Annotated in this window: 13 protein-coding genes; 6 read left to right on the top strand and 7 right to left on the bottom strand. The window is 41.1% G+C overall.

Features of this window, described 5'->3' with window-relative positions; all coding sequences use genetic code 11:
• The first annotated feature begins 134 nt into the window (after nt 1–134).
• From U5K72_00150 to U5K72_00135, 4 genes are all read left to right on the top strand, one after another.
• Nucleotides 135–563 carry a nuclear transport factor 2 family protein gene (locus tag U5K72_00150; GenBank protein MDZ7717218.1) on the top strand — a complete coding sequence of 143 codons (429 nt, stop codon included), beginning with the start codon at nt 135–137 and terminating at the stop codon, nt 561–563.
• Between the two features lie 397 nt (nt 564–960).
• Nucleotides 961–1,215: a hypothetical protein gene (locus U5K72_00145; GenBank protein MDZ7717217.1), complete on the top strand. Its 255-nt coding sequence runs from the start codon at nt 961–963 to the stop codon at nt 1,213–1,215.
• A gap of 222 nt (nt 1,216–1,437) precedes the next feature.
• On the top strand, nt 1,438–2,220 hold the full coding sequence (locus U5K72_00140; GenBank protein MDZ7717216.1) for a hypothetical protein: 783 nt from the start codon (nt 1,438–1,440) through the stop codon (nt 2,218–2,220).
• Between the two features lie 83 nt (nt 2,221–2,303).
• The gene (locus U5K72_00135) at nt 2,304–3,677 is read left to right on the top strand and encodes an IS5 family transposase (protein ID MDZ7717215.1); all 1,374 of its coding nucleotides are present in this window, start codon (nt 2,304–2,306) and stop codon (nt 3,675–3,677) included.
• Between the two features lie 90 nt (nt 3,678–3,767).
• Here U5K72_00135 and U5K72_00130 read toward each other — a convergent pair whose 3' ends face one another.
• Together U5K72_00130 and U5K72_00125 are read right to left on the bottom strand one after the other, a co-directional pair.
• Nucleotides 3,768–4,511: an ROK family protein gene (locus tag U5K72_00130; protein MDZ7717214.1), complete on the bottom strand. Its 744-nt coding sequence runs from the start codon at nt 4,509–4,511 to the stop codon at nt 3,768–3,770.
• Nucleotides 4,512–4,852: 341 nt separating this feature from the next.
• Entirely contained in the window at nt 4,853–5,869 is a 1,017-nt protein-coding gene (locus U5K72_00125) for a LacI family DNA-binding transcriptional regulator (protein ID MDZ7717213.1), read from the bottom strand.
• 279 nt (nt 5,870–6,148) lie between these two features.
• Here U5K72_00125 and U5K72_00120 point away from each other — a divergent pair, with 279 nt between their 5' ends.
• Together U5K72_00120 and U5K72_00115 are read left to right on the top strand one after the other, a co-directional pair.
• Entirely contained in the window at nt 6,149–7,147 is a 999-nt protein-coding gene (locus U5K72_00120; GenBank protein MDZ7717212.1) for an IS1380 family transposase, read from the top strand.
• A gap of 61 nt (nt 7,148–7,208) precedes the next feature.
• Entirely contained in the window at nt 7,209–8,105 is an 897-nt protein-coding gene (locus U5K72_00115; protein MDZ7717211.1) for a TIM barrel protein, read from the top strand.
• A gap of 503 nt (nt 8,106–8,608) precedes the next feature.
• Here the strand turns inward: U5K72_00115 and U5K72_00110 are convergent.
• The 5 genes from U5K72_00110 to iolD form a co-directional block, all read right to left on the bottom strand.
• Nucleotides 8,609–10,363, bottom strand: a complete 1,755-nt coding sequence (locus tag U5K72_00110) for a RagB/SusD family nutrient uptake outer membrane protein (protein MDZ7717210.1) — start codon at nt 10,361–10,363, stop codon at nt 8,609–8,611.
• Nucleotides 10,364–10,470: 107 nt separating this feature from the next.
• The gene (locus U5K72_00105) at nt 10,471–13,479 is read right to left on the bottom strand and encodes a TonB-dependent receptor (protein ID MDZ7717209.1); all 3,009 of its coding nucleotides are present in this window, start codon (nt 13,477–13,479) and stop codon (nt 10,471–10,473) included.
• 527 nt (nt 13,480–14,006) lie between these two features.
• Complete coding sequence (locus U5K72_00100; protein ID MDZ7717208.1) at nt 14,007–15,500, bottom strand: CehA/McbA family metallohydrolase; 1,494 nt, start codon at nt 15,498–15,500, stop codon at nt 14,007–14,009.
• 23 nt (nt 15,501–15,523) lie between these two features.
• Entirely contained in the window at nt 15,524–16,900 is a 1,377-nt protein-coding gene (locus tag U5K72_00095; protein ID MDZ7717207.1) for a sulfatase, read from the bottom strand.
• Nucleotides 16,901–17,184: 284 nt separating this feature from the next.
• Entirely contained in the window at nt 17,185–19,062 is a 1,878-nt protein-coding gene (gene iolD, locus U5K72_00090) for a 3D-(3,5/4)-trihydroxycyclohexane-1,2-dione acylhydrolase (decyclizing) (protein ID MDZ7717206.1), read from the bottom strand.
• Nucleotides 19,063–19,080 lie beyond the last annotated feature (18 nt).

Below are 19,080 nucleotides of genomic sequence, written 5' to 3'. Positions count from 1 at the left end.
CCGAAGGGCCATAATATTGGCCAATTTGTCTTTATTTGGAACATCATTTGAGAATGTTGACATTTAAGTTCATTTATTGATCTCTCTATAATCACAAACAGGATGTTACAATGAAAAAATTAGTGATAATATTTATGTACATAATCATAGCGGCCATTTTCTTTCAAGGCTGTATGCATGAACAATCTTCGGAAAATGAATCGATCAATCCCGAAGTAACGAAACAAGTCCTCGATCACCACTGGCAAACGTTCAGAGATAATGACCTTGAAGGTGTGATGGAAGATTACACGGAAGAATCGATTTTAATCACCCCAGACACGACATACAGAGGGCTTGAAGAGATACGGCAGAATTTTGTCAATGCATTTGAAGCTTTTCCATCCGAAGAAAATCCCCTCACTTTAAATAAAAGTGTTGTAGAAAAAGATGTTGGATATATATTATGGGAAGCCTCGACACCAGAGTTCGAACTCGTTTTTGCCACGGATACATTTATCATTCGGGATGGGAAAATTATCCGGCAAACCTATGGTGGAGTAACACAACAAAATCTGGAGTAGCAGTTTTGTTCATAAACTTTAAAAAGTGACAAAAAGACGAGATAGTAACAGCGAAAGATGTGCTTGAAACAGCCATCCAACTATTTAAAGTGAATGAATAGAGGTAAACAAGCGTAAACTTTTACATCAAAGAAAAGAATGCCGAAAACAGTTTGGGGTAAGTAGTTCTGAATTCAGAAAAAAATGTTATTCCTCTATTGTTATGAAATTTAAATTTCAACTCAGCTCTATTCTCTTACTATGCTTTCTCCTGCTTACGATGACCTGCAGTGATCAACAAAATGACAAATTCGATTTTACAGGAGAGTAGACCATCGAATCGTACAGGATAATCACTGAAATTGATAATGAAGTTATCAATGATCAAACCGCTGAGGATGCCGGGGTCTTTCGATTTATGAATGGAGGATCTGGTTTAGTTACAATTCTTGTACCGGGAGTTTCACTGGTAGACAATCCAATCACCTGGAATTATAATCAAAAAAATAAGGAGCTGATTATAGACTATAAAACCGGACAGGATCTGTTTAATTACCAGGTTTCCTTTCATGAGGGGGATCATGTAACCCTTCGATATGAAAAAATTACACAATCCAAAGAATCTTCTTCCCTGTTCAGAAATACAATTGAACTAACAAAGACAAAGAGTTAATTCATTTAGAAATTGGTTTCATCATTTTAAACACCGTTTAAAAAATGATCTCACTCATATACAACTGAGAGACACCTAAAACCTTTCTCTTAAAAAAATCCAAACATTTCTGCTAAAAGTACAAGACTTTTCCCTGTCCCAATCCCATCTTCACGTAAGTAAAATTGGACGAAGCCGAAAATCCATCTCTAAAGAGTAGGCTAATAAAAAACTATAGATATTATGATCAGACTAAAGATTGGTAAATGGGCAATTCAATTTGTGATGTGTGCATTTCTGTTTGTGGGAATGGGTACAAATTTACAGGCACAGGACGATTCTGAAAATAAACCGATGCTGTTGAGCATAACTGAATTCCATGTGAAATTAGGTGAAAATTTAGCCTTCCAGGAAGGAGTAAAAGCATGGAAATCTTGCTACCTGGAAAATGATGGGGAATGGACCTGGAATATGTGGAATCGAATGAACGGGGAGGGTACGGTTTACTACCTGACATCATACTCTGCAAGTTGGGCTGAATTCACCGCTGAAGATCCGGCAGGCCAAGCATGTTACCGGCAAGCGGCAGAACTGATCTACCCGGCAGTTGAAAGCTATGAAGATCACTTCTCCTGGACCAAACCGGAATGGAGCATGACTCCCGGTGAATCACAAAATACGGTTGTGGAAGTTGCCTTCTTTCGGGTAAACAACTGGGGATTATTCAATTCACTGGCCTCCGAAGTGATGGAAATTATTGAAGAAGCAGAAGGCAGCAAACGGTCTTTATGGTATGAATCACACGGCGGTGGGCCGGATGGTTTTCACTATATGAATGTATTTCCGTATGAAAACATGGAAGCATTGGATGATCCTTATGAAAGTGCATGGGCCATTGTAGCTGAACAAGAAGGAGAAGACACTCGCGACAAACTCCTGGAAGATTACAGAAACTCTGTAGAAAATTCCTGGATGTATATTATGAGACTCAATGAAGAGATGAGCCATTCTGGCGGGGACGAATAATTAGTCGCTCCTTAAGAACTGTTATAAGTTACTGATAAATAATGGTTTAAATAGGATATATTATTAAAAATACGTATCTTGTTTTGCAAGAAAACCTGCATTTTCCTTCAAAAACCTTGCAATTTATGATAGGAACTTCCCCTTGCCAAAACCAACGCGATGTCTTTCTGCCACTGCTACGGGACTTCATCGACATGGATCACGATCTGGTACGACTTGCCCATAAAATTGACTGGAATCTGTTCGAGGAACAATTTGCCTGTTTGTATTCCGACACCGGCCAGAAGGCCGAACCGATCCGGCAGATGGTAGGATTTTTGATATTAAAACGACTCTACAATCTCGGTGACGAAACGCTGGCGGATGCCTGGGTGATGAATCCCTACATGCAGTATTTCTGCGGGAAGGCCCATTTCCAGCATCGTTTCCCCTGTGATCCGAGTGATTTGGTTCACTTTCGGGGGCGGATAGGCACCGGAGGGCTGGAGTTGATTTTTGCCCATTCGGTTCAGCTTCACGGAAAATCTGCCCGGTGTACCATCGCCACTTCCGATACAACCGTACAGGAAAACAACACCACCTTTCCTACCGACGCCAAATTGGCCAAAAAAGTGATTGACGGGTGCAACCGTATTGTCAACGAGGAGGGGCTGCCCCAACGCCAGTCCTACGTGCGGGTGAGCAAGCAGTTGTTGCGGGAGGCCTACTTTGGTCATCATCCCCGGCGGGCCAAAAAGGCCAAAAAAGCCCGCCGGAAGTTGCGGACGATTGCAGGGCGATTGCTTCGGGAGCTGGAGCGGAACCTGCCCGAGGACTACCAGCAGGACTATCAGGAGTTTATGGAGGTGGGCTGGCAGGCGATTACCCAACAGCGCACGGATAAAGACAAGATTTACAGTCTGCATAAACCCTTCACTGCTTGTATCGCCAAGGGCAAAGCTCACAAAAAATACGAATTTGGCAACAAAGTAGGGATCATTGTCCACCCGACTCGCCGACTTGTCTTGTCGGTGGCGGCCTACGAAGGCAATCCGAACGATTCGAAAACCATTGCCCCGCTGCTGGAGACCATGGATCGACTGGAGTTGGAAAAACCTGCCGAGGTCATTTTTGACCGGGGAGGCCGAGGGGCAAAGACCATCGATCCAGTCATTGTTACCACCCCGGACCCGCCGGGTAAATCAACCGATGAGAACCATAAACGGCGGATGCGACGCAGATTTCGCAAGCGAGCCGGGATCGAACCAATTATCGGACACCTGAAGAGTGATCATCGTATGGAACAGAACTATCTGCACGGCAAAGACTCCCCCTATAAGAATGCTCTGCTGGCAGCGACGGGATGGAATTTGAAAAAATGGATGGAGCAAACGCGTAAAAAAATAAAAAAAGCCTTGTTTCGATGGGGCTTTCAGTGGCTTTTTACACCTTCAATCTCCCTAAATCCGAGTTCTTAAGGAGCGACTAATTAATAGCAGAAAACAAATCAAGAGATATCACAGCCCCGCTTTGTTTTGGTTAGCGGGGCTTTTTTATTAAAAATATACCTATATCTCCTGTTTTACCGAGGCAGCAAGTGCAGCACCAATAATACCCGCATGATTACGACTTTGAGCCGGAACTATTTTGGAATCTACATCGAGGTAAGGTTTAAATTCATGAAAGCTTTTGCTTACCCCTCCCCCCACTATGATTATATCGGGCCAAAACAGAGCTACAATTAACTGAAGATATTCATTGACTCGACCTCCCCACTCTTCCCAGCTTAAATTATATTTTTCACGAATTGAATTTGCTGCATAATCTTCAGCATCCATTCCATGTAGGGGAATATGACCCAATTCTGTATTTGGCACTAACTGATGATTGTGAAAAATGGCTGTACCAATACCGGTTCCGAATGCAGCTATAAAGATCGTACCATTAATATCTTTTCCGGCTCCAAATTCTATCTCTGCATATCCAGCAGCATCCGCATCATTTACCAGGTGTGTTGGGCAGCCCGTTTCTTTTTCTATTTGAGCCGAAGCATTAATTCCAATCCATGAATCATCTATTTTGGAAGCTGTTTTTACGATCTCATCTTTTACAGCTGCCGGAAATCCACAACCTACAGGACCATTCCAATCAAAATGGCTAATTATCGCTTCAAACGTTTCTATGACGGCGGGTAATGTTGCCGGTTTTGGAGTTAATAAACGATAGCGTTCGGTGATTAGTTTTCCTCTTTCGACATCAACAATTGCCCCTTTTATACCTGTCCCACCGACATCAATTCCTAAAATTTCCATGGCAGATTATAATAAAGAAGTAATTAAATATGAAGTTTACTTTATTACTAATCATTCTATTGTAAAAAATATAATAGAAAACAACGCATCTCTTCACTGTAATGAACCTCCATATGAAGGCTTTGCAAAACTCTGACTGTCATCCTGAACTTGATTCAGGATCTCCGGATACTAACTATAAAGACGAATGGAGAATCTGAATCGAGTTCAGATTGACCAATAACCACGGTTTTGCAAAGCCCTCTGGCAGAGATTTATGGCCCAAAGAAGAAATAAAAATAGATTTTATACTTGAAGAGTGTTACGATGGAATCTTAGAATCTCATTTAATATGGGTAATTTCATGTTTCTACTAATCTTGCCGTTGAATTCCGAATTATGAGTTTTGGATCCATTACAATTACTTCAGGTTCACGAGATGGATCCTCAACCCGTTTGAAGAACAATTCTGCAGCTTTTTGTCCCATCTCGTAAGCAGGTTGTTTTACGGTCGTAAGTGAAGGTGAAATTGCTTTAGCCCAAGGAAGATCATCAAAGCCAATAATGGAGATATCTTCCGGAATTTTAAGATCATGATTATTTACAGCCTCAAGTACTCCCAACGTCATTAAATTATTTGTTGCAAAAATCGCAGTTGGTGGTGTATCTAAACTCAATAGCTCATCTGCTAAAGCACGTGCAGTTTCCGAACTTCGGGGATCACCTTCTTTAATCAAGCGTTTATCAATCTCAATTCCATTCTCCTTTAAGGCCCGTTCATACCCTTTTTGTCGCTCTTCAAATGATGAGAACTGAAGTGAACTTGTCAAAATAGCTATTTTTTTATGGCCTAATTCAATTAAATGGCTCACGGCATCATATCCTCCTTTGTCATTTCCAATAACTACAGTATCTACTTTCTTCCGCATCAGTTTTCGGTCAACACAAACAATTGGAATTCCAAGCTCAATAATACTATCGATCTCATCCCCAAATTGATGAATAGGTGGTAAAATAATCCCATCGACAGATTCAGATTTCAAAACCTCCAGATAAAATCTTTCTTTATTTGGATTTTCATCAGAATTACAAAGTATTACGGCAAAATCATTGCCATAGGTTACGTCCTCAATACCACGGACAATATTCGAATAGAATTGATTTTGAATGTCTGGAATGATTAGTCCGAGCAACTTGGACCGGCCATTCGAATTACGTAATCGCTGAGCCACCCTGTTTGGCTGATAGTCCAGCTTTGTCATAGCTTTTTGGACTCTTTCTCTCGTTTCATCATTCACTTTACTTGAACCGTTAATTACTCTTGAAACTGTTGTTATCGAAACTTCTGCTTTTTTGGCTACTTCTTTTAACGTTGACATAATTTTAAATTGTTAAATAAATAATGTGTGATCTAATCGTCTTTGAAAAAGTTTATTCTTTGTCAATTTTTTAATACAGGTCTATAAAGAATTTCGAATGTACTTAAAAATTATCTTATATTAGATTGTATTTGTGTAAACGTTTTCAATTAATTGAATTACAACCAATAAATATACAAATTTTTTCATAACCGTTTAGCCTATAATCGGTTGGAAAACCTTTGAGTTCTAATAAAGTAAAAAAATCATCGGATAAGATAACACCATTTGGCGGATTAGATTTTTGCCTGGAAAGTTTTCGCACGTAGCGGGCTGGCGGGACTGATTGACCGGCACCTCGGCCCGAGAGGTCAAACGGCCGGGTTTTCCTACAGCGATATTGTTGCCAATCTCATGAGCGTATTGTTTACCGGCGGGGATTGCGCCGAGGATCTGGCCGAGCACCTGCGCGAGCCTCTGCATCGCACGCGGGGCCTCTCGCCGTGCAGCCCCGACACGCTGCTTCGCGGGGTCAAGCAGCTGGCCTGCGAGTCCCGCCAGCTTACTCATCCAACCAGCGGTGTGAACCACACGTTCAACATCAATGAGCCGCTAAACGAATTGTTGGTGAAAGCCTTGCGGACCACCGGACAACTCAGCAACCGGGGTTGCTATACTCTGGACTATGACAACCAGATTATTGAAACCGAGAAATGGGATGCGGTGCGAACCTACAAAAAGTGCACCGGCTACCAGCCGGGGGTTGCCAGCATTGACGGCATGCCGGTAACCATCGAAGGACGAAGCGGCAACAGCCAGGCGAGCTTTGCCCAGCACGAAACCCTCGACCGACTGTTCGAACGGCTGAATGCTCATGATGTGAGCATTGACCGCTTTCGGGCCGATTCAGCTTCCTATCAACAGGACGTCGTTGATCTGGTGCAACCCCATACCAACCAGTTCTACATCCGGGCCAAACGCTCGGCAGAGATGCTCCGACAGATTTCGGCGATCGACCAGGACGACTGGACCTCGGTAAAACTGAACTGGCAGCCGATGGATGTGGCCGAGCTGGCTGACTGGCGGCCCTTTGACGGGCAAACCTCCTATCGGCTGATCGTCAGCCGCATCAAACGAGACGACCAGCAGGGCGATCTGTTCAGCGAGTCTGCTTACACCTACCGGGCCATTCTAACCAACGATCGTGAGAGCTCCCCGGAGGAAATTGTTGCCTTCTACAACAAACGCGGAGCCAGTGAGCGGGTCTTTGATATCATGGGAAACGATTTATCTTGTTGAAAAATGACTTGACTATTTACGTCATAAATCAAATAAATAATAAAAATCGAAGCGATTGACTATGAAAATTGCCAATGCCCCCTGCTCCTGGGGAGTTCTTGAATTTGGATTAGAAGGTAAAACAGCGGATTATCAAACTGTTCTAAGAGAGATGTCTGACACCGGTTATATGGGTACTGAATTAGGTGACTGGGGTTTTATGCCTACTGATCCAGCCATTTTGAAAGATATCCTGTCTAAATATAATCTTGATCTCATCGGAGCCTTTGTGCCTGTGAATTTTATTAATGCCGTTGCTCATGAAAGTGGAGCCAAAACGGCGATTAAAATAGCTTCACTGTTGAGTGCTATAAATCCTGAAGAGGCAAAAATCGTACTATCTGATGAGAATGGGAAGAATTCTACTCGAAGAAAAATGGCTGGCAGAATTGAACCCAGGCATAGTTTAAATATTTCCAATTGGAGCACTTTTGCAGAAGGTGTTAATTTCGTGGCAAAAAGAGTTTTTGAAGAAACGGGGGTAGAATCCGTTTTTCATCATCATTGTGCAGGATATGTCGAAACACCAAATGAGATAGATAAATTGCTGGATAGGACAAATTCAGATTTGGTAGGTTTATGTTTTGATACAGGACATTATGCTTTTGGTGGAGGTGATCCTATACAAGGACTAAAAAAATATTCAGAAAGAATAAAGCATGTCCATTTTAAAGATTGGAGCCAATCAATTGCCGCTGAATCAGCTAAGAATGAATGGGACTATTTTGAATCTGTTAAAAACGGAATATTCTGCGAACTTGGAAAAGGATCTATTGATTTTGAAAAGATTTTAGAAGAGTTAAAATCTCAGGAATATGATGGTTGGATTGTAGTAGAGCAAGATATTTTACCGGGAATGGGCAGCCCGAAAGAGAGTGCCCAACGAAATCGTGAGTTTTTAAGATCGATTGGTATTTAGAATAGCTGGAAAGAAGCTGCGAATTTATAGATTTCTGACAGGTTCCATTCGAATGGATCGTAAAATTTTGGATCATTAAAACACGATTCTAATCAGACCGTTCAGACCACCACTTTTAATTAATCATTGGCATCCCTCCTTTCCCCATTACCTATTGAAATTACTTATTTCGTTCTGAATTTATTTAGTAAAATCATTAGGTGCTGACGATAATTCATCAACCGAACAACCTGTTTATCTTCCTCCTACTATCACCGTTCTATTCTTACAGTTACACCTCTTACACTGAATCAGAGCGGACAAGTTATAAAATGAAGTCTTATTAAATTGTTCTTATCAATGAGGGTAGAGTAGTAGATAAGACTCAATTGACTAAAAGTCGTAAAGTATATATTTCAGATCGAGTTATTCAATATACTCTCAATTACATTTTTCTTTATAGAAAAAAAGAGGTTGTCTCATATTACTGAGACAACCTCTAACAAAATTTAAGCAGTTAAATATTAATAACCAGGATTTTGTGTGAGGAAATCACCACCGGCACTGGTTGCCCCATCAATAGCACTTTGTGGAATTGGGAACAGTCTTTTATTTGGATCGCTGTCCGTCTTTTCGGTCCAGGAATCCTCATATTTACCAAAACGAATCTGATTGGTCCGTCTGAGACCCTCCCAGTAGAGTTCAAACCCTATTTCACGAAACAGGATATCTTCGTCGATAGATGTCAATTCCGGAGGAATCTGATCCGGACGAGCATTTCTTGCTGCTCTTAGCGCATTCAAATCTTCCAGTGCACCGGCAGTATCACCATTTCTGAATTTCGCCTCAGCCCTCATCAGATAAATTTCGCCCAAGCGAAGCAGAACAATATCCACACTGCTGAAATTGTTACAATCATCAGATGTACGGCTGCATTGGTATTTGGAGTAGCGAAAGCCTGTGTTATGTAATCTTCCTTCGACTGAAAAGTCTACGTTGAATGTGTGATCCACATACTGAAGGTCTCCCCCTCTTGTTCTTTCATTTATGACCGGATAAATTCTATATCTTCCGTCATCGCATCTAAGGAATTGTCCATCCCCTCCTTTCCTGGGCCCCCAAATGTACCCCCGAAGAAACCCTTTGTCTATTTCGAACTCTTCAGCTGTGATACAAAAATAGTGATCTTCGTCATTCGCAGGATCTACCTCGCTTAGATCCTGTAATTCCTCAGGGACCAATAATTCGTCACTAAAGAAACGTGCATCTTGTTCAGCAGCCTCATCAAAGCTGCCATACGCATCTGCCCAGGTTTGAACATAATCAGGAGTAGCCGCCGTAGCGTCCGTCCCGTCTGCGCTTGGATGTTCAAGCCTTGGGAATAAGTCACCTCCAAGCGACCAATACGCCCAGCGGTTATGCTCATTATTAAGTACACCTCGCTGATCAATCGCAAATATAAGCTCCGGGTTGCTGTTATTTGAATCGTTAAATAGATCAAAATATTCCGGAGAAAGAGAGTAATTGCCTGAATTTATAATATTGTCCGTGTACTCGATCACTTTATTCATATCTTCCGTGGTAAAGTTGGGAGTACCATAAGGATCTCTGTAAACTGCTGAATTCAGGTGCAGCCGTGCCAACAACCCCCAAACAGCTCCTTGTGTCATTCTGCCCGGACCTTTGTCTGTGTTGATCACATCTACTACGGATTCAAGCTCACTGCGCAGATAGTCAACAGCCTCTTGTCCCCTTAATATAGTGGATGTCTCATCCGCTGTCTCTTTGTCAAAAACAAGTCCCCAACTATCCAGCATCAACATATTCAAATAAGCCCGCAAGGCAATCATTTCATGCAGAGCACCTGTGGCTTCCGCATCTCCATCTTCTGAAAGAGGTCTTAATACCTCAATAGCAGACACCGTTCTTGAAATATTCTTGGTAACTTCATTCCAGGGATCTGTTATCAACTCATTCGTTGGCGTCATCAAATGCTGGTGTACGGCAATAAACTTACCACCGTCAAACCAGTCTGTACCTCCCCGATACGGAAGAATACCTTCATCTGCAGCAACCGTCTGCAGACCAAAGTAATTGGTATGCCTCCATGTCCAGGCAAGCTGTCCGTAGGCAGGAGCAATAGCCCCGCTTACGGTTTCAGCACGTCCGGCTCCTGTCAGTGATTCGTCAAGAACTGGTTCATTCAGAATGTCTTCACATCCTGAAATAGTTACGATCAATAAACCTATAAAAAATATGATTAATGATTGTTTTTTCATTTTTTTGATTCTTTAAATATTGAGAGAAATTGTTTGTTTTTTTACAGAAGTAAATGTTTTAAATGATACCAAAATTGGATATCTGTATATAAAATCCATTCACTTATTTAGAATGAAAGATTCACACCCAATGTGAATGTTCTTGCAGTAGGATACGTGAATCGGTCGATACCAAAGGTCGATATACCGCCCGTGCTTGTACCCGTATTTACTTCAGGGTCATAGCCTGAGTAATCTGTAATCGTAAACAGGTTCTGCCCCGTTAAGGTAAGTTGTATGTTCCGAATCATACCATCAAGACCTATCTGTTCCGGCATAATGTTATAGGATAACGTTGCATTATTCAGTCTTAGAAAATCAGCATCTTCAAGATATCTCGTAGACACCGTATTTGAGTTGGTGGGAGCTTCATCCGGAAATTCAGTGGCAAACTCTGTGGTATTGAAACTTTCGACCAAACTTCCCTTTTGGAAAAGCGTCATTGCGGTGTGGTTGTAGATTTTGTGCCCCGAAGCACCATTAAATTTCAAACCCAAGCCAAAACTTTTATAGTCCAGGTTCAGTTGAAATCCGTAGAGCAAGTCCGGAAGCGCGCTGCCCGGAACAAAACGATCGTCATCCAGGACCTCTCCGTCATTGTTTCTGTCTACAAACTGGTTCAGTCCATCTTCGCCAATGCCATCATGTTCCAGCATATAAAAAGCTCCGATAGGCTCTCCATTAATGTAACCATTAATCGTGGCCCCGGTTTGCCCCGCTCCCTGGGCAGCCCCCGTGGTTACAACGGAAAAAGGAGAATCCTGAACCTCATTATTAATCGTAGTAATGTTACCCCCGATGCTGTACTGGAAATTATTCGATACAACATTTCTATACTCAAGCGACAATTCAAAACCTGAGTTGTGAATTTCCATATCGGGAATATTGGTCCAAAACGTTGTAGTTGGCTGGATAGGATCAGCTGGCACGATTTCTAACAGTATGTCATCCGAAACCTTATTGAAGTAGTCAAATGTACCTACCAAACGGGAATTGAACATCTCAAAGTCGAGGCCTATATCGGTTTGTGTAGATACCTCCCACTGGATATCCGGATTCGAAACTCGCGCAAAGATAATACCATATGGATAATCACCCAAGCCGCTTGCATTGGGGTCTAAAGGATAGGTATTATTGCCACTTCTGCTATCGTTGAAACTTTCCTTTGTGATTTTACTTGGGATTTCCTGATTGCCTGTCTGCCCCCAACTACCTCTGATTTTCAGGTTATCAATAAAATCAACATTGAAGAAGTCTTCCTGAGATATGTTCCATCCCAAAGCAAAAGAAGGGAAAATGCCATATATGTTGTTCTCCCCAAATTTGGACGAACCATCGGCCCGTATGGTCGCAGTTAGCAAATATTTACTGTCGTAGCTATAATTTACCCTTCCAAAGAACGACAGTAGTTTATTTTCCACCGCAAAGGTGCTAATATTGGTCGGATTCGTTGATGTACTTATCTGGTCCTGATACCGGGGCTCGATACCATTATTTGTGAACCCTTCCATATCGGAACGTCTTTGCTCAATGCGAAACCGCTGGAAAGAATGTCCTGCAAGCAGATTCACAGAATGAACGTCTGTGTCCATAATGTATGTAAGGGTATTTTCCACAAGACTGTTGGTGTTTTTATTGTTAAAAACAGATAACGTACCCTCTTCAAAACCCTCAAGTTGTGGGAAGGGAGATGTTTGTACATCTCTGTCTGTTACCGAGTAATCGATCCCAAGATTTAGTTTATAGAGAAGACCATCAACGATTTCTAACGAAGGTGCAACATTGGCAATGATGCGGTTGTTTACAGCTTCATCTAAATAGATATCGTATCTCTGAAGGGGATTTAACCTATTTTCAAATTGGCTTAATGGTGTTGGAGAACCATCTGTTGTAGGAGGTATTGTTGGATTGAGCTGCAACATATCTCTAATTATTTCATTGTTGTTCGGTCTTAGATTTTCAGTATGAACAGCATTGATACGGTAGTCTACATCTAACCTTCCATTCAGGGCAGACTGATTTAAATTTAACCTGCCTGAATAGCGATCGAGATGACTCCCTCTCAAGATTCCCTCTTGTTCTTGCACTCCAAGCGAGGCGAAGTAGTCCAAATTTTCAGAAACAGCTCCTCCCAGAGAAAAGTTAACATCACTGGATACAGCTGTCCGAGTCAACTCATCCTGCCAGTCCGTGTTTGCTCCGAAATCTTCCAGTGTTCCACCCGCATCAGGTACCCTGTTACGAAACTCATCTGCACTGAATACATCAATTTTATTAGCCAGGGTCGACATGGAAGCAGACGTTGAAAGCGTCATTTGGGTCTCGCCTTGTTGTCCTGTTTTGGTTGTGATTACCACCACGCCATTAGAAGCTCTTGCACCATAAAGTGCTGTAGCCGATGCATCTTTCAGCACTTCTATACTTTCTATATCGTCAGGGTTGAGGAAATTGAGTGGATTGTTGGCAACTCCAGTTCCCGAATTGTCCAGCATAAATCCATCCACTACAAAAAGCGGCTGAGTACCAGAACGCAAACTACCCACACCACGAATAATAATGTCTTGTGAAGCACCCGGTTCACCACTTGAAGCAGTAACATTTACACCGGATACCACACCCTGAAGCAATTGGCCGGGGTTTGCAGTGACCCCCTTGTTAAATTCTTCCACACTTGCAGAGGATATAGAACCTGTTACATCTGACCTTCTCTGAACACCATAACCAACTACAACCAGTTCGTCTGCCATGACTGTTTGAGATACAAGGGTTATCTCAAGATTTTCCCGGCCATTAATAGGTATTTCTTTCGTTTGATATCCAACAAAGGAGATCACTAAAGTTTCATCCAGTGAAGGAACATCAAATTCGAATTCTCCATTTAAATCTGTAGATGTTCCAATAGTTGTTCCCTGGACAACTATGTTTACCCCTGGAAGTTCGTCTCCGGTATCTTCGTCAGTAACTACGCCGCTCACCGTTTGAGCTTGTGCCATTCCAGCATATATGCTGAAAATCCCTACAAGCCAAACGAGCTTTAACCTTTTGAGTTTAGGAAGTAATCCTTCTGTTTGTATCATAACTCCATTCATTTTTATGTTTTGTTAGAATTCAATCGTTTTTCGGTGAAATCACTGATATGATTTTACGTTTTAACGATTATTTATTTATAAAAAGCGCTTACAGTTCTGAATACTGTTTACGGAATTTTGTTCGTTTTTAGTTATACAAAAACAATGTGACGAAAAAGTAATACCCCATTATTATCAAAGCGTGATTATAATGTTAAGGCATTGAAAACGTTAACAGCCATTTAACAATTTGCATCAGGAACTATTTGTCATATAAAGCTGAAAACGTTTTCATGTGTATTTAAAAAAATTGTTCTACAAATGCAAACTGCTTTAAGAGAAATGTATATTATATTTCATTATTGCATGGTAATAATTTACTAAGCTTAACAAAGCATAAGGATAAGTGCTTTTCAATATAAATGTGTTCAGAACCCATTTATTTATCTAAAAGCTGTTGGGAAATTTTGTGGATTATCGCCATATAGAACCAATCAAGGATATGATAACCTTTTAGATTTATCTATTTAATTAAATCATTTTAAGTAGATAGGATTAGAAACTACTGTAATTCCTTTATTATCACGTAAATTAAACCGTAACCAACCTTTACTTGGATTTGAGAGTTCACCAAGTAAAGTATATATGTGATCGTTATCATATTTATCCTTGGTATCCAGATTGATGATTTCACCGTTAAAAATAAATTCCACTTGCTGTTTTGAAGAATGCGAGTACTGCACCAGAATTTCAAGCGGTTGATCTTTTAGATCTTTTAAATTTATTGTATCACCCATCGACCAAGTTTTGCCTTTCAAAATAGCCTGAAATAAAACTTCCGGTCCATTTGGGCCTCTGGTTCTTAAATATACTTCACCTTTTTTTACTGACTCCAAAATCGACTTCTCTGACAACGAATTCGCATAAACCACAGTTGTTGGAATTCCCGGTTTAGAATTTCCAAATCCGGCTGAGTGATCGTCGCTACCGCCTATGCCTGTAATTTTAAAACCCTTATTTAATAACTTGTGCCAAAATGGAATTCCTGCAATATCATTTTCTATATTTGTTCCGTTTACTATCTCAATAGTTTCAAGTTTATCGTAATTCGTATGTTCTGCACTCCATCCACAACCCGTACAACTGGGGCCGGTTTCACGTCCAGGGTGATTTATTGATAGCATTGCACCGGTTTTTTCGACTTCTCTTTGGATCTCTTCGAAGGTTCGGCCTTTATATCCTATCCGAAAATCTATTGGTATGCTTGTTCCATATACATTTGTATGTCCATAAAAAGTCGTTACTTCCTGGCCTCTAATAAGTAGTAGATCTGAAAATATTGGCTGAATAACTTTCATATCCTGATGATGGCTTACAGTGTTGTGATCTGTTATCGATAGAAAATCAAGCCCATTCTTCTTAGCAGCTTCCACAACCTGGTAAACTTGACAAGGCGCTCGATTTCTATCCATATCCTCACATCCAAAGCCATCACTATGACCTGTATGTGTATGAAAATCACCGCTATACCATTTTTTACTTTCATTTAACGACACTTCTGAAGGGCCTGTAAATTCAGGGTGATTCTCGGGTATCAATCGAATTTTGATTTTATAATCAGATTGCTTTTGGATGGTTGGAAATCCAAGTGAAATGTTCCATTCACCATTTATAATTGGACCAGGAAAATATGATGCCGTTGCCCGGATTTCACTCACATAAAATGACCGTTTTGAAAATCTGCTTGTACCACGAAATCCATTGGGATCAAATAGACCAATTTCCATTTCTGAAAATTCATTCTTACCGGTATAATCAAAATCTATTTCTATAGCACCAATTCCCTCAGGTACGAAAAATGGTTCAAGACGATAGGTATGCTGATCCTCGGGATATACTACTCCTTTTATTTCAATAGTTTGTATGCTTTCAAATGATTGCTTTATTGAATCTTTTTCTTTGGATTCCCCAAAAATAGAAGCGAGTATTGTAAAAAAAATGAAGGCAGATTGGATTTTGTACTTACTCATATCAATCTTACAATTAATTTTAACTATTCGTAAACTTTAATGTTGGATTCAGAAACTTCCACTCCTACTTCCTCGGTAAGTTCAAGCATTCTTTGATATATGCTAACGGCAATTTTGTGATCTTCATTGACTCGATTGTAAAGCTCTGAAGGATCGAGTTTCAGGTTAAATAGTTCTGGCTTCCCACTGGCTAATCTCAATTTCCAGTCTCCAATTCTCATCGCTTCTAAATTACCACGGAAATATGCATATTCTTTTCGAGGAGATTTGTTTTCTGTACCTATCAGAAACGGCATTATATCATATCCATCAAGTGCGTGAGAAGGTAGTACTGCACCTCCAACCTCCATAAGTGTCCGATAAATATCTGGCATACCTACAAGTTCACTTTTAACCTGCTTTGCGGGTATTTTAGATGGCCATCGAATTATAGCAGGCACACGGTTTCCTCCTTCATAACTTGTATGTTTTGCACCGCGGAGGAGCCCGGTGGTCCCTTGATGCCAAGGACGTACACCTTCTGCTAACATTCTTTCCGGTAAATTTAACCAGGGCCCATTATCAGATGCTAAAAAAACGATGGTATTGTCATCAATGTTATTTTCTTTTAACGCCCGAAGTACTTCACCTACACTCCAGTCTAACTCTGCCATTACATCTCCATATAAACCAGCCTCTGAAGATCCATGAAATTCTTCTGTAGTATATATTGGAAGATGCGCCATGTTATAGGCTAAATAATAGAAGAAAGGTTGATCAGAACCACTATTATCATTTATAAATTTAACAGCTTTTTCTGTATACCTTTTTGTAAGTGTCTTTTGATTCAATGGATATTCAACAATATTTGTATCGCGATATAACGCCAATGGTTCTTCTGTTTGAACCCATGGTTTTCGATAATCATTTGAATAAGGAAGGCCAAACCATTCATCGAATCCTTGATTTGGGGGTAAAAATTTGTCCTCCATGTAGCCGAGGTGCCATTTACCGGCCATACCCGTAACATAACCTGCTTTCTTAAGACCTTCGGCAAGTGTAACCTCACTATCAGGAAGGCCTCCTTTTCCGTCAGATCCGGTTTCCCCTCCAAACTCAATCCGTGGCATATAACGGCCTGTAAGAAGTTGAGTCCTTGAAGGTATACACCACATTCCTGTAACAAAAGAAGTAAATCGAATACCTTGTTCACCCAAACTATCCATATTAGGTGTTTTTATCTCTGGATGTCCATAACTGCTCAAATCTCCATACCCTACATCATCCAAAAGTAATATTACAATATTTGGAGTTTCTTGAGCAGTTATCTCTTCAACTGTGCTGAATATAATTGATAGCCCTATAAAAACACCCAATAAAATATTCTTTGACCAATTCATTAAAATCATGAAATTTTCCAAAATTTAATATTGGTATTAAAACTTAAAATTCTACCTTTTTTTAAATTGTATTAACTATTTATTACGTGTTTACCTATTGAAATCACAAAACTATGCACGTATAAATTGAATGAGGTACATTTTTTCTAATTGATCCCCCATTCTTCTTCGGATGAGGAAATTTTGGGTATCTTTTCCAGTCGCTGTCGGGAGCAAACAAACGCTAAAAGACCTAATTTCAGTTAAGTAAAGTCCTTTATAGTAACCAATATTAACCGGCAAATACGTTATTTATAATATTCTTATCATTTCGTTTGCTTAAAATAATCCCGCTGACGTTGTCGTTCTTTTTCATATTCCTTTCTGGATTTTTTAGCAGACTCCGTTTCTGCGACTTCAGCCACCGGTACATCCCACCAAGAGTTATAACCGGGCACTTTCTGCTCTTTGTCCACGGAAACCACAATCACCTGCGTTTTCTCCGCTTTGAATGACTTCTTCAGAGCATGGTCTAATTGCTTGTAACTCTTCGCAGTGTGAACACCAACTCCATAGCTCTCTGCATTTTTCACAAAATCCAGCGGCAGGTACTCCCCTTCCAGCTGTTCGGAATCTTCATCCCTGAATCGGTAATTGGTACCAAATCCCTGTGATCCTACCGATTCAGATAGGGATCCGATACTTCCATATCCATGATTATCCAAAAGCACCACGGTAATTTTAATGCCTTCCTGAATTGCCGTTATCAATTCCGATGAAAGCATCTGGTAGGATCCATCGCCCACCATTACAATAACTCTCTTGTCTGGCTTGGCCATCTTTACTCCGAGTCCCCCGGCTATCTCATATCCCATTGTAGAATATCCATATTCAAGGTGATATCCTCCAGGCTGATAGGCCTTCCAAAGTTTATGAAGATCTCCCGGCAGACTTCCTGCTGCACAGATCACTACAGAATCTTCTCCAGCTGCTTTATTGACAATTCCAATAACATTCGGCTGCTGCAATTGATCATCCGTTTCAAGGTGGGTCACACGATGGATCTCTTCGGTCCACTGCTGTTTTCTTTCGTTAATCGTTGAACGGTATGATGAGTTGATCTCATAGCCACTCATGGCATCTTCCAGCATCTCAAGGGTTACTTTTGCATCTCCGATAAGTGATAAGGCCGAGAGTTTATGTGCATCCATAGAGTTCACATTGATGCTGATAAATTTAACATCCGGGTGCTGGAACTGACTTTTTGATGAGGTCGTAAAATCACTTAGACGAGTTCCAATCAGGATCACCAAATCAGCCTCAGATGCTGTTTGGTTCGAGGCTAAACTACCTGTAGCACCTACCGATCCAAGATTGAGCGGATGATCAAACGGAAGGCTGCTTTTACCAGCCTGAGTCTCTCCAACAGGGATTCCAGTCAAATCCACAAAAGACTTGAGAGTCTCTGTTGCTTCGCTATACAAAACTCCTCCACCTGCAATGATAAACGGTTTTTCAGCTTGTTTAATTAGTGAAACTGTTTTTCTGAATAATTCCTCATCCGGTCGATTGCGGTGGATTGTCCACACTCGTTTTTCAAACAGATCGGTGTTGTATTCATGCGCTTCAGTCTGTACATCCTGCGGCAAGCACAACGTCACAGCACCGGTTTCTGCAGGTGAAGTTAATACACGCATTGCTTCCAACATTGACCAAGGAAGTTGATCCGGACGGTTGATGCGGTCCCAATACTTCGAGACAGGTTGGAACGCATTATTGACAGAAATATCCTGGCTTAGCGGATGCTCAAGCTGCTGTAGCACAGGACCTACATTTCGGCGTGCAAAAAAATCACTTGGCAGGAGCAACAATGGTATCCTGTTGATGGTGGCCGTAGCCGCACCGGTGATCATGTTTGTAGCCCCCGGACCTATGGAAGATGCACAGGCAAAAGTCTGCATACGATTCATCGCCTTGGCATAGGCAATACTGGTGTGAGTCATCGCCTGCTCATTTCTGCACAAGTAATACGGCATCTGTGGATATTGATGCAGTGCCTGGGAAATACCAGCTACGTTTCCATGGCCAAAAATTCCCCATACACCTTTCAAAAATGGTGTTTCCATTCCATCTCGCGCTACATATTGACTCTTTAAAAACTGAATGAGTGCCTGGGCAGTCGTTAATTTTGTTTTTTTGCTCATAATATGGATCCCTTTGAT

The organism is Balneolaceae bacterium, assembly GCA_034521495.1.
Classification (GTDB): domain Bacteria; phylum Bacteroidota; class Rhodothermia; order Balneolales; family Balneolaceae; genus Rhodohalobacter.
Note: the sequence above shows the minus strand (reverse complement) of the source record. Positions and strands in the feature narration are given on the sequence as shown.

Bases quoted from the DNA above. Each gene is read 5' to 3' on its own strand.
- U5K72_00150 (MDZ7717218.1), top strand. From the start codon at position 135: ATGTACATAATCATAGCGGCCATTTTCTTTCAAGGCTGTATGCATGAA.
- U5K72_00145 (MDZ7717217.1), top strand. From the start codon at position 961: ATGAATGGAGGATCTGGTTTAGTTACAATTCTTGTACCGGGAGTTTCA.
- U5K72_00140 (MDZ7717216.1), top strand. From the start codon at position 1,438: ATGATCAGACTAAAGATTGGTAAATGGGCAATTCAATTTGTGATGTGT.
- U5K72_00130 (MDZ7717214.1), bottom strand. From the start codon at position 4,511: ATGGAAATTTTAGGAATTGATGTCGGTGGGACAGGTATAAAAGGGGCA.
- U5K72_00125 (MDZ7717213.1), bottom strand. From the start codon at position 5,869: ATGTCAACGTTAAAAGAAGTAGCCAAAAAAGCAGAAGTTTCGATAACA.
- U5K72_00115 (MDZ7717211.1), top strand. From the start codon at position 7,209: ATGAAAATTGCCAATGCCCCCTGCTCCTGGGGAGTTCTTGAATTTGGA.
- U5K72_00110 (MDZ7717210.1), bottom strand. From the start codon at position 10,363: ATGAAAAAACAATCATTAATCATATTTTTTATAGGTTTATTGATCGTA.
- U5K72_00105 (MDZ7717209.1), bottom strand. From the start codon at position 13,479: ATGATACAAACAGAAGGATTACTTCCTAAACTCAAAAGGTTAAAGCTC.
- U5K72_00100 (MDZ7717208.1), bottom strand. From the start codon at position 15,500: ATGAGTAAGTACAAAATCCAATCTGCCTTCATTTTTTTTACAATACTC.
- iolD (MDZ7717206.1), bottom strand. From the start codon at position 19,062: ATGAGCAAAAAAACAAAATTAACGACTGCCCAGGCACTCATTCAGTTT.